The sequence below is a fragment of the Microbacterium sp. ACRRU genome (genome assembly GCF_022346945.1).
Taxonomy (GTDB): domain Bacteria; phylum Actinomycetota; class Actinomycetes; order Actinomycetales; family Microbacteriaceae; genus Microbacterium; species Microbacterium mcarthurae.
Map to the genome: position 1 here is coordinate 1 of NZ_JAKRNI010000050.1, position 11669 is coordinate 11669.

10 protein-coding genes are annotated in these 11669 nt (G+C 69.7%); 1 reads left to right on the plus strand and 9 read right to left on the minus strand.

The window, feature by feature from the left end; all coding sequences use genetic code 11:
* The 6 genes from MHY30_RS14470 to MHY30_RS14495 all read right to left on the minus strand — a co-directional run.
* The coding region (locus MHY30_RS14470) for a translation initiation factor IF-2 N-terminal domain-containing protein (RefSeq protein WP_239278518.1) at positions 1-254 on the minus strand (254 nt) is incomplete at its 3' end.
* Between the two features lie 93 nt (positions 255-347).
* A complete protein-coding gene (locus tag MHY30_RS14475) occupies positions 348-599 on the minus strand; it encodes a YlxR family protein (protein ID WP_239278520.1) in 252 nt (83 codons plus the stop codon).
* Positions 600-632: 33 nt separating this feature from the next.
* Positions 633-1622, minus strand: coding sequence for a transcription termination factor NusA (nusA, locus tag MHY30_RS14480; RefSeq protein ID WP_239278530.1), 990 nt, complete (start codon positions 1620-1622; stop codon positions 633-635).
* A gap of 285 nt (positions 1623-1907) precedes the next feature.
* On the minus strand, positions 1908-2510 hold the full coding sequence (locus MHY30_RS14485; protein ID WP_239278542.1) for an HD domain-containing protein: 603 nt from the start codon (positions 2508-2510) through the stop codon (positions 1908-1910).
* Between the two features lie 139 nt (positions 2511-2649).
* Positions 2650-5154 carry a glycogen/starch/alpha-glucan phosphorylase gene (locus MHY30_RS14490; RefSeq protein ID WP_239278559.1) on the minus strand — a complete coding sequence of 835 codons (2505 nt, stop codon included), beginning with the start codon at positions 5152-5154 and terminating at the stop codon, positions 2650-2652.
* A gap of 97 nt (positions 5155-5251) precedes the next feature.
* The gene (locus MHY30_RS14495; RefSeq protein WP_239278570.1) at positions 5252-7090 is read right to left on the minus strand and encodes a lipase family protein; all 1839 of its coding nucleotides are present in this window, start codon (positions 7088-7090) and stop codon (positions 5252-5254) included.
* 99 nt (positions 7091-7189) lie between these two features.
* Between MHY30_RS14495 and MHY30_RS14500 the strand changes: the two genes are divergently transcribed.
* A complete protein-coding gene (locus MHY30_RS14500) occupies positions 7190-7999 on the plus strand; it encodes a DUF1206 domain-containing protein (RefSeq protein WP_239278582.1) in 810 nt (269 codons plus the stop codon).
* Positions 8000-8017: 18 nt separating this feature from the next.
* Here MHY30_RS14500 and MHY30_RS14505 read toward each other — a convergent pair whose 3' ends face one another.
* Genes MHY30_RS14505 through MHY30_RS14515 form a run of 3 tightly spaced genes read right to left on the minus strand, consistent with a single transcriptional unit; the run spans position 8018 to position 11599 of the window.
* Positions 8018-8839, minus strand: a complete 822-nt coding sequence (locus MHY30_RS14505) for an aldo/keto reductase (protein WP_239278593.1) — start codon at positions 8837-8839, stop codon at positions 8018-8020.
* Between the two features lie 48 nt (positions 8840-8887).
* A complete protein-coding gene (locus MHY30_RS14510; RefSeq protein WP_239278604.1) occupies positions 8888-10684 on the minus strand; it encodes a proline--tRNA ligase in 1797 nt (598 codons plus the stop codon).
* 33 nt (positions 10685-10717) lie between these two features.
* Complete coding sequence (locus MHY30_RS14515; RefSeq protein WP_239278606.1) at positions 10718-11599, minus strand: hypothetical protein; 882 nt, start codon at positions 11597-11599, stop codon at positions 10718-10720.
* Positions 11600-11669 lie beyond the last annotated feature (70 nt).

Genomic DNA, 11669 nt, shown 5'->3' on the forward strand with positions numbered 1-11669 from the left:
GTGCCGGGGGTGGCGGCCGGGCGAGCCGGGCCGGGACGGGCGCCGGGGCGCGCCGCACCGGCGGCGGGCTTGGCATCCGTCGATCCCGACGAGCCCTCGGCCGCGAGGGCGGCGCGGAGCTTACGGGCCACCGGGGGCTCGATGGTGGATGAGGGGCTCTTGACGAACTCGCCGAGCTCCTTCAGCTTCGCAAGCGCGACCTTGCTGTCGACGCCGAGCTCGGAAGCGATCTCGTGCACGCGTGGTTTTGCCACAATTCTCCTGTCTGAGGGCCCACCCCGGACAGGGCAGACCGTTAGTTGCGGACGGGTCTCATTTCGAGCCGTTCACTTCGTGTCCATAGCCGTTCAGCCGTTTCGCTGGAGGGTTGATTCGAAGGTCTGCGTGTCAAGCGGGCCTGACACACGCAATGCTCGTACGAAGGCGCGGCGTGCGAGAGCTTTCCCGACGCACGCGTCCGTCTCGTGCACCCACGCGCCCCGTCCCGGGAGGATCGCCCGCTCGTCTCTGACGAGGACCGACCCGTCCGCGACCACACGCAGAAGCGATGATCGGGGGGCACGTGCGCGGCATCCGACGCACGTTCGTACAGGTTCCATCGTACACCTCGCCGTCGTCCGGACGACGGACGCTCAGTTGTCTTCGAGGATGCTGTCGGGCTGGATGTCGATCTTGGCGCCGGTCAGTTTGGCGGCGAGGCGAGCGTTCTGGCCCTCCTTGCCGATCGCGAGCGACAGCTGATAGTCGGGCACGAGCGCCCGCACGGCCTTGGTCGACGCGTCGAGCACGAAGCTCGAGGTGACCTTGGCCGGAGACAGCGCGTTGGCCACGAACTTCGGCAGCTCGGCGTCGTAGTCGATGATGTCGATCTTCTCGCCGGCCAGTTCCTCGGTGACGGCGCGCACGCGTCGGCCGAGCTCGCCGATGCAGGCACCCTTGGCGTTGATCGTCGGGTCGTTCGCCTTGACGGCGATCTTGGTGCGGTGTCCGGCCTCGCGGGCGAGCGAGACGATCTCGACCAGGCCCGCGGCGATCTCGGGCACTTCGAGGGCGAAGAGCTTGCGGACCAGCCCGGGGTGCGTGCGCGACACCGTGATCTGGGGGCCCTTGTTGCCCTTCGCGACCGACGTGACGTACACGCGCAGGCGTGAACCGTGCGGGTAGGTCTCACCCGGCACCTGCTCCTCGGGAGGCAGGATCGCCTCGACGGTGCCGAGGTCGACGTGCACCATGCGGGGGTTGGGGCCCTGCTGGACGACGCCGGCGACGATGTCGCCCTCCTTGCCACGGAACTCCCCCAGCACGGCGTCATCGGCGATGTCGCGCAGACGCTGGCTGATGACCTGCTTGGCGGCGAAGGCGGCGATGCGACCGAAGTCGTCGGGCGCCTGCTCCTCCTCGCCGATCACGACGCCCTCCTCGTCGAGGACGGGCGTGTAGATGCCCACGTGACCGCTCTTGCGGTCGAGCTCGGCGCGCGCACCCGCCGGGATCTCACCGCTGGGCGAGATGTGCTTGGCGTAGGCGGTGAGGATCGCCTGTTCGATGATGCGCGCGAGTTCGTCGAAGGGGATCTCCTTCTCGCGTTCGATCGTCTTCAGAAGTGCCAGATCGATGTCCACAAGACCCTCCGTATTCAGCTCTCGTCGACGCGGAACGGCGCCGACAACCCTCCTACGATACCCGGATGCCGGCTCACCCGCGACCCTCACCGGAGAGGCATGGGACGCGGGGCGGCGCTGAGAGTGGCCCCCGCGTCGGTGTCGCGGGCGGCGCCGTGTACGACGGGCTGGTCGCTCTCGCGGCCCGGGAACACGGACCGCGTCTCGCCACGCGCGACGCTCGCGCTCGCGCGACCTACGACGTCCTCGGCATCGACGTCGAGCTCGTCGCCTGATCCCGGCTGGTCACCGGGCTTCCAGCGGATTCGCTGCGAGCTTCTCGAGCACTCCCCCGTCGACCAGGCGACGCGCGGCGGTATCGGGCTTGCGTTCGGCCTGATCCACCACGCACGCGCCGAACTCCGCCGCGAGGGCGCCCCGCGGGTACGCGTCGAGGACGTCGCGCACGAACTCCCGCGGCAGCGCGTCGGGCCGCGCCCCCGAGATGTCGAGTCCGGTCGCGATCTCGAGCAGGTAGCCCTCGGCATCCATCGCCGGGTCGACGCGCGGCCAGTTGTGCCGCACGATCACCTCGAGCGCGCGCTCGCGACGCTCGCTCTCCCAGCCGGCGCCCGCCGCGAGGGCTGTCGCGACGTGACCTCCCGCATGCTCGTACGACAGCGTGTGGTTGTCGAACTCCGTGACGGTGCCGATGTCATGCAGCACCGCGGCGACATACAGGAGCTCGTGGTCGATGCCGGTGATGCCGTCGACGAGCGCGAAGGCTTCGGCCCACACCCAGGAGCGCAGGGCGTGCGCGGTGATCGCCTCCGATTGGTACTGCTCCGCGAGCGCGAGGGCGCCGCGAGCGGCGAGCGTGTCGGGGACGGAAAACTCGGACAGACGCATGGTTCCTCCTGGGGTGTGTTCCCACTCTCCCCGGGATACGCACCTCGCGCCCGCTACGAACGGTCAGCTCTCGCCGCCTTCCCGCCAATCGCCGCGGGAACGACGGATGCCACGGCCCGCGAGCCGTGGCATCCGACGCTCAGTGCACCGGCGTGGCGTGCCAGATGCGGTCGAGGTAGTCGCGCATCGCCCGGTCGGAGGAGAAGAAACCGCTGCGCGCGACGTTCAGGATGGCCGACCGCACCCAGGCGTCCTGGTCGGCGTACGCTGCATCCACTCGTTCCTGGGCGTCGAGGTAGGAGCCGAAATCGGCCAGCGCCATGAAGCGGTCGTCGTACAGGAGGTTCGAGATGAGGGGCTCGAACACCGACCGGTCACCGCCCGAGAACGCCCCCGCGGCGATGAGGTCGATCGCCCGGCGCAGGCGTTCGTCCTCGTGGTAGAAGTCGGCGGGGCGGTAGCCCTCGGCCCACAGCGCCTCGACCTCGGGCTCGCTCATGCCGAAGAGGAAGAAGTTGTCGTCGCCGACGAGCTGGCGGATCTCGACGTTGGCGCCGTCGTCGGTGCCGATCGTGAGGGCTCCGTTGAGGGCGAGCTTCATGTTCCCCGTTCCCGAGGCTTCCTTGCCCGCGAGCGAGATCTGCTCCGACAGGTCGGCGGCGGGGATGATGCTCTCGGCGAGGGTCACGTTGTAGTTGGACGGGTACAGCACCTTCAGACGCCCCTCGACGCGGGGGTCGGCGTTGACGACCTCGCCGACGGCGTTGATGAGGTGGATGATGTGCTTCGCCATCGCGTATCCCGGCGCGGCCTTCGCCCCGAACAGGAACGTGCGGGGCTGGACCTTTTCGACGGGCACGCGGCCGGAGACGATCTCGTCGTACGCGCTGACGATGTGCAGGACTTTGAGCGTCTGGCGCTTGTACTCGTGCAGCCGCTTGATCATGACGTCGAGCAGATGGCCGTCGTCGATCGTGGTGCCGTCGCGGGCGGCGAGAACGCGACTCAGTCGACGTTTGTTGGCGGCCTTGACCGCCGCGAAACGCTCACGGAACTCGGGGTCGTCGGCGTAGGCCTCGAGCCCTCGGAGCCGTTCGAGGTCCACCGTCCAGCCCGCGCCGAGCGTCTCGGTGATGAGCGTCGACAGCTCGGGGTTGGCCAGGCGCAGAAAGCGGCGCGGCGTGACCCCGTTGGTGACATTGGTGAACTTCTCGGGCCACATGCGCGCGAAGTCCTTGAGCACGTTGTCGCGCAGCAGCTGCGAGTGCAGCTCGGCCACGCCGTTGACCTTCGACCCCGCGACCGTGGCGAGGTAGGCCATGCGCACGGAGCGGAACGGGTGCTCTCCGATGATCGACATGTCGCGGATGAGCATCTCGTCGTCACCGAAACGCTCCCGCACCTCGAGCAGGAAGGCATCGTTGATGCGGTAGATGATCTCGAGGTGGCGCGGCAGCAGACGCCCCAGGAGGTCGACCGACCACACTTCGAGCGCCTCGGGCAGCAGCGTGTGGCAGGTGTAGGCGAAGCACTTCTGCGTGATGGCCCACGCGGCATCCCATTCCATGCCCTTCTCATCGACGAGCACCCGCATGAGCTCGGGCACCCCGATCACGGGGTGAGTGTCGTTGAGCTGGAAGATGACACGCTCGGGCAGCTTCGTCAGGTCGAACCCGTCGGGCAGGACGTGCTCGACGAAATCGGCGATGGATGCCGCGACGAAGAAGTACTGCTGCTGCAGCCGCAGCTCCTTCCCCTGGGGCGTGGAGTCCTCGGGGTAGAGCACCTTGGAGATGTTCTCGGCGAAGGTCTGCGCGCGCACCGACGCGACGTATTCGCCGGAGTTGAACGTGTGCAGGTCGAAAGCGTTCGTGGCCACCGCGCGCCACAGCCGCAGGGTGTTGACGCGGCCGTTGTGATAGCCGGGGACCATCATGTTGTACGGCACGGCGAGGACGTTCCACTCCGGCACCCAGCGCGTGCGCTCGACGCCGTCGTCGTCGTACGTCTCGGTGCGACCGCCGAACGAGATGGTCTGCGCCGCCTCGGGGTGCGGGAAATCCCACGGCGAGCCCAGCCGCAGCCACGCGTCGGGCTGCTCGACCTGCTGGCCGTCGGCGAAGGCCTGCCGGAAGATGCCGTACTCGTAGCGGATGCCGTACCCGATCGTCGGGATGCTCATCGTCGCGAGGGAGTCGATGAAGCATGCCGCGAGCCGGCCGAGGCCGCCGTTGCCGAGGCCCGGCTCGATCTCGAGCGCGCGGAGGTCATCGATGTCGATGCCGCACTGCGCCAGGGCCTCGGTGGCGATCTCGGTCAGCCGAGCGGCCAAGAGGTTGTTGTCGAGCTGCCGTCCGAGCAGATACTCCGCCGACAGGTAGCACACCGTCTTGGACTGCTGCCGACTCTGCTGAGCCTGATCGTCGAGCCAGCGCGCCATGAGGTAGTCGCGGACCGTCCCCGCCAGGGCCAGATAACGGTCGTTGTCATCGGATGTCGACAGGGCGACACCCTGGTCGAAGTTGAGGTTCTGCAGGAACCGCCGGACGAAACCGTCGACCGAGGCCGGCGGAGCGGCGACGGGGGCCAGCGCGAGCGGGTGGGTCGGGCGGAGCTCAGACGCGGAGGGAGTGTTCTCGGGCACGGTTCGACCGTAATCAGAACCCACGGCGAGCGCCAAGAGGGAACGCGATCGACACAGGATCTTCACCGCGCCGCCGCACGGACGACGCGCGTGCGCGTCAGCGCAGGCCGCACCCGTCGACGACCTGCGTCCGCCGCTCGATGAGGTTCTTCGTCCAGTCGTACAGCACGGGCAGGAAGCGCGACTTCGGCAGGATCGGCCGCAGGTGGTCGTACCCGGCGTAGGTCGCCCACCGCACCGGCTGCCCCTGCGCGCAGAGCCCCTCGACGTAGTCGCGCTGCAGCTTCGGCGGGATGACCTCGTCCTCCGCGCCCCACGCGACCAGCAAGGGGCTCCCGAGCGGTTCGGTCATCGCGTTCTCGGCGAGACGTCGGCCGAGCGCGCCGTCGGTGAGGTCGGCGCTGTACAGCGGCCGATCCTCCGAGACGCCGAGGGCGGTCAGCACCGAGACGACGACGCCCGGCTCGGTCGGGCAGCGCTGCGTCATCTCGAGGACGATCGAGCGCGACCCTTCGGCGATGTAGTCGTCGAGGTGCACGTCGGCGTAGGTGCGCGAGTAGGGAACGAGCACCCACGAGGTGAGGACGGACAGCAGGGCGTTCGGCGGCCCCGAGAGCAGCTCGCGCGCGAGCGCGGGCGGGTCGGCGACGGGGGCGACGACCGCGGTCCCGAGGACGTCGATCCCGGGCGCGTACTCGGAGGCGATGGCGGTGGTCCACAGCGCGGCGTGCCCGCCCTGCGAATGCCCCCAGACGACCGTGTCCGGCGACAGGGTCAGGTCGCTGCGCAGTTCGCTCGTGGCCAGCACGGCATCCAGCGAGGAGCGGGCCTCCCCCTTACCGATGAGGTAGGGGTAATCGCCCGGCGCGCCCTGTCCCGAAAAGTCCGACGCGACGACCACCCACCCGGCCTTGAGCGCCTGCTCGAGCGCGGGGATCGACCACCGCGTCGCCGAGGCGTCGCGGAGGCTGGGGGCGCACCCCTGCGCGACCCCCGTGGTGCCGTGGTTCCACACGATGACGGGCCGGGGCCCGGGCGGCAGATCCTTCGGCACGATGACCAGTGCGCTGGCGACGGCGGGCCGGCTCACGGCATCCCGGGTCGTGTAGAGGATCCGGGTGACGTCGCCGTTCTCGGGCAGGCGCCCCAGATAGGCGTCGGAGCGGATGAGTCGCCCATGCCCGCCCGGCACCTCCGCGGGCGGGTCGTAGAACGCGTCGACCACGGGAGCGCCGTCGTTGAGCCAGTCATTGAGCCACCATCCGCCGGCGGCCGTGGCGACCAGGACGAGCGACAGGGCGTACCGGCCCGCGGCGGCCCACCGGGTACGCGCGCGGCGGCGACGGACCGCGCGTTGCGCGTCGAACGGCGTCGTGCGCGGACGCGGACGCCGGATGCCGACGACCCCCCGCGCGAAGACACCGACACCGAAGACGATGGTGCGGACACCGAACACGACCGAAAGGACGAGCACCGTGACGTCGGGCCACGTGAACGACAGCAGCCCGAGCGCGATCTGTGCGACGCCCCAGGCCAGGGAGAGCACTCGCGAGCTCGCCGTCCCCCTCGTGACGGCGCGTCCGACCGAGGCGAGGCCACCGATCACCAGCAGAACGGCCAGCACCGACGGCAGCAGTTCGAGGCTGCGCCCGAGCCACACCAGGACGGCGACGCCCGCGAGGATCCAGGCCGCCGACACCGCCCGCGCCCACCAGCCGGCCGGTCGACCGACGAGCTCGAGCACGCCCATCACGACGGCGCTCAACCCCACGTACACACCCAGCAGAACGAGAGAAGTCAGGGGTCGCGTGACGATCAGGATGCCGAGGACGACGACGACGGCGCCGACCACGAGCAGCACCCGCGGGGGCGCATTCCGCACAAGCGCGGGAAGCGCGTTCCACCGGCGCGGCAACGGTCGGCGGGGCGCGGGCATCAGGCCACTATAGGCACGGGTGACCGGGTGATCGGGCGAGGGGCGGCCACCCGGCGTCCGCGTTTGTCGCTCGGGCGTGACACAGCGTACGGTTCCGGAATGCCCTCGCACGCCCGCTCCGCCGCCCGCGAGGCCGAGGCGAACCCCGCGTTCCGCGTCGCCGCCCGAGCGGGCTATGCCGCCAACGGCATCCTCCACCTCGTGATCGGAGCGCTGGTCATCGCGGTCGGTCTCGGGGCTGCCGAGGACAGCGATCAGACAGGCGCCTTCCGGGCCGTGGCCGCCGCGCCCCTGGGTGCCGTCGCCCTCTGGGCTCTCGCGGTGGGTCTGGTGGCCCTCGGCGCGTGGCACCTGCTGCAGGCTTTCGTGCCTCGCGGGCTTTCCGTCCCCCGCCGGATCGCGCGGATCGCCACCGAAGCGCCGCAGGGCATCGTCTTCCTCGTCATCGGGGTCGTGTCCGCCTCGGTCGCGCTGGGGGCTCGCCCCCGCGCGGAGCAGGCGGCCGAAGACGTCAGTCAGGGCGTTCTGACCCTGCCCATCGGCGGCTTCGTGCTCGGGACCGTCGGCGTTGCCGTCGCGGCGGTCGGGGTCGGGTTCTGCGGGATGGGCGTGCGCCGCTCGTTCCGCGACAAGGTGCGCCTCCCGGACGGACGCGGCGGGGGTGCGCTGACGCTGCTCGGCGTCTCGGGATTCCTCGCCAAGGGCGTGGCCCTGGCCATCGTGGGCGTGCTCCTGATCATCGCGGCGATCCGTGTCGAACCCGACACCGCGGGCGGACTGGACGGCGCGGTAGCGGCTCTCGTGGCACTCCCCGCCGGGCCCCTGCTCGCGTGCATCGTCGGCGCCGGGTTCCTCGCCTACGGGGTGTTCACGATCTTCCGGGCCAAATACGCCCGGCTGGGAGCGTAGGCGGAAGCGCGGGATCGGTCAGTCGAGGTCGGGGTCACGCCCGGTGCGCTCCCCCGTCTCCAGCGTCGCGATCGCGTCGTGATCGTCGGCATCCAGTACGAAGTCGAAGACGTCGCCGTTCTCGCGCAGACGGTCGAGCGACACCGACTTCGGGAAGACGACGAGCCCCCGATCGAGGTGCCACCGCACGACGACCTGCGCCGGGGTCTTGCCGTAGCGCGCCGCGATGCCGGCCAGCACCGGCTCATCGAGCAGACCGCCGCGCGCCAGCGGCGCCCACGACTCTGTGACGATGCCGTGCGCGGTGTTCCAGTCGACGAGGTCGCGCTGCGGGAAACGCGGGTGCAACTCGACCTGGTCGATGACCGGGAGGACACCGGTCTCGTCGCGCAGACGTTCGATGTGGGTCGGCGAGAAGTTGCTCACGCCGATGGACGTGACCCGCCCCTCCTCCTGCAGCCGCATGAGCGCTCGCCACGTGTCGACGTAGCGGTCGGCACTCGGGATGGGCCAGTGGATCAGGTACAGGTCGACGCGGTCGAGACCGAGCCTCGCCGCGCTCTGATCGAAGGCGCGGAGCGTCTCGTCATAACCCTGGTCGTCGTTCCACACCTTCGTGGTCACGAAGACCTCGTCACGCGCGAGTCCCGAGGCGCGGACACCCTCCCCGACCTCGCGCTCGTTGCCGTACAGCGCCGCCGTGTCGACGTGCCGATACCCCGCGGCGAGCGCACCCGCGACGAGGTCCGCCGTCACCTCGGCGGGCACCTTGTAGGTTCCGACGCCCAGCTGCGGGATCGAGGAACCGTCGGACAGGGGCACACGGGGCGCGGCGATCATGGCATCCACGCTATCGGCGTCCCACCCGGCAGGTTCCCTCGAGACGGCTCAAGCCTGCAGCCGGGCCAGGGCCTCGGCGACCGGCAGGGTCTCGCGCTCCCCGGTGCGGCGGTCCCACAGCTCCACTTCGCCATCGGCGGCACCGCGGCCGACGATGAGGATGCGCGGGATGCCGACGAGTTCGGCGTCGCCGAACTTCACGCCGGGCGAGACCTTGGGGCGGTCGTCGTACAGCACGTCGAGCCCGGCCTCCTCCAGCTGCGCGGACACCGAGGCGGCGAGGTCGAAGGCCACGGCATCCCGTCCCGTCGCCACGACGTGCACGTCGAACGGCGCCACCGACGCGGGCCAGACGAGGCCCTTCTCGTCGTTGTTGAGCTCGGCGATGATCGCGAGGATGCGCGTCACGCCGATGCCGTACGACCCCATCGTGACGGTCGCGAGCTTGCCGTTCTCGTCGAGCACCTTCAAGCCCAGCGCCTCGGCGTACTTGCGGCCGAGCTGGAACACGTGACCGATCTCCATGCCGCGCGCCAGCTCCACGGGGCCCGAGCCGTCGGGCGCGGGGTCACCCGCTCGCACCGTGGCGGCCTCGACGAAGCCGTCGCCCGTGAAGTCGCGGCCCGCGACGAGCGAGTGCACGTGCTTCTGGTCGATGTTGGCGCCGGTGATCCAGGCCGTCCCGTCCACGACGCGCGGGTCGAGCAGGTACCGGATGCCGGTCGCCGACTCCTCGCCGAGCACGGGGCCGGTGGGCGACCACGGACCGATGTATCCCTTCACCAGCAGCGGGTTGTTCTCGAAGTCGGTCTCCGTCGCCGCCTCCACCTCGGCGGGCGCGAAGGCCACCTCGACGCGCTTGTCGTCGATGTCGCGGTCGCCGGGGATGCCGACGACGACGATCTCGCGCGTGCCGTCGAGGTGCGTGAGCGCCAAGACCACGTTCTTGAGCGTGTGCGCCGCCGTCCACTCGGCGGAATCCGCGGTGGCGGGACCCGCGATACCGGGGGCCGGGGCGTCGAGATGCGCGTTGGAGTGGTCGACGAGCGTCGCGATCGTGGGGGTGTTCGGCGAATCGAAGATCACCGGCTCGGGCAGCCCCTCGAGGGGAAGGGCGTCGGGCGCGACGGTCGTGAACGCCTCGACGTTCGCCGCGTACCCGCCGGCCGAACGCACGAAGGTGTCCTCACCGATGGGCGTCGGGTGAAGGAACTCCTCCGACTTCGAGCCGCCCATGGCGCCGGCGTCGGCCGCGACGATGACGTATTCGAGCCCGAGGCGCTGGAAGATGCGCTCGTATGCGTCGCGCTGCGCCTGGTATGAGGCATCCAGTCCCGCATCCGTCGCATCGAAGGAATACGCGTCCTTCATCGTGAACTCGCGGCCCCGCAGGAGGCCGGCGCGGGGGCGGGCCTCGTCGCGGTACTTGTCCTGGATCTGATAGATGGTCAGCGGGAGGTCCTTGTACGACGAGTACAGGTCCTTCACCAGGAGCGTGAACATCTCCTCGTGCGTGGGGGCGAGGAGGTAGTCGGCGCCCTTGCGGTCCTGCAGGCGGAACAGCGCGTCGCCGTACTCCTCCCAGCGGCCCGTGACCTCGTACGGCTCGCGGGGCAGCAGCGCCGGGAAGTGCACCTCGAACGCCCCGGCGTTCGCCATCTCCTCGCGAACGACGGTCTCGATCTTGGCCTTGACCTTCAAGCCCAGCGGCAACCACGCGAAGATGCCGGGGGCGTTGCGACGGATGTATCCGGCGCGCACGAGCAGACGGTGGCTCGTGACCTCGGCATCCGAGGGGTCTTCGCGAAGCGTGCGGAGGAAGTAGTTCGACAGACGGGTGACCACGGAATCGAGTCTAGAGCGGGGGATGCCGTGGCCTCAGCCGCGGTCACCGGGGGCGGATACCGCATCCGCCAGCCGAGAGACGAGGTCGTTCCATTCCGCCGTGCTCCGCCCACCGCCCGCTACCGTCACTCTCGTCCCTCCCACATCCACGATCATGCGCACGGAACCGGGATTCTCCACGCTCTCTTTCAGCCATGCCGAGGATGTACCGGGTATGTCGCGGTACGCCATGCCGGTGGATCGGAGATCCTCGGCGCGCGGCGCACCCAGCAGGGGCTGAATGTAGAACTCGACCGCAAGCGGCGACTGCATTGATTCGGCCGGATTGAGGTGCCACCCGCAGTAGCGATTCGCCCCGGCGGCGACGGTGATGTCCCAGATCGGACCGGATGGAACCCAGTCGGTCGGGTATCCGGCTTCGAGTTCGGCCCCCGCCCATTGCGCAACAACATCGTCGAAGCTCGCGCACTCGGGCAACGGGGACAACGCAAGGTCCGGTTGCGGAGCGCCGCTTGCCACCTGTGCACGTGGCAGAACCATCGCGAGCACCGCTTGTGCACTCGCTCGCACACGGTCGATCTCCGACGATTCCGAGAACGTTTGCTCTTGAGGCCACCCCGGCTCGTACCACTGGACGCCGACCCACAAATCTCCCACCGTCTGTTCGGCGAGGCACACGATGCCCAGGTCGCATCTCAGCGTCGACTGCCACGTCTCGATGATCGAGGTGGGAACGACGGAGCGGGGCAACACAGTCACCCCGAAGCTCTCCTGCTCGCCTCCCCACCAGCAGGACAGGCCACCGAGCAAGGCGTGAATGTCGGGAGAGCTCGGAGGAGTGGCTTCGATCCCATCGCCCCATGTCCAGGGCGCCGCGTCGGAGACGAAATTGCGCGCCTCGAAGTCGTCGAGCATTCTCGAGCACTGTCCTCCGAACGCAACGGCGGGCGCTGCCGCGGCCGGAGTGGGGCTCGGGGTGGGCGTG

Excerpts from the sequence above, each read along its gene's own strand:
- MHY30_RS14500 (WP_239278582.1), top strand. The coding sequence starts at position 7,190 with ATGCCCTCGCACGCCCGCTCCGCCGCCCGCGAGGCCGAGGCGAACCCC.
- MHY30_RS14485 (WP_239278542.1), bottom strand. The coding sequence starts at position 2,510 with ATGCGTCTGTCCGAGTTTTCCGTCCCCGACACGCTCGCCGCTCGCGGC.
- MHY30_RS14505 (WP_239278593.1), bottom strand. The coding sequence starts at position 8,839 with ATGATCGCCGCGCCCCGTGTGCCCCTGTCCGACGGTTCCTCGATCCCG.
- MHY30_RS14515 (WP_239278606.1), bottom strand. The coding sequence starts at position 11,599 with ATGCTCGACGACTTCGAGGCGCGCAATTTCGTCTCCGACGCGGCGCCC.
- MHY30_RS14495 (WP_239278570.1), bottom strand. The coding sequence starts at position 7,090 with ATGCCCGCGCCCCGCCGACCGTTGCCGCGCCGGTGGAACGCGCTTCCC.
- MHY30_RS14475 (WP_239278520.1), bottom strand. The coding sequence starts at position 599 with ATGGAACCTGTACGAACGTGCGTCGGATGCCGCGCACGTGCCCCCCGA.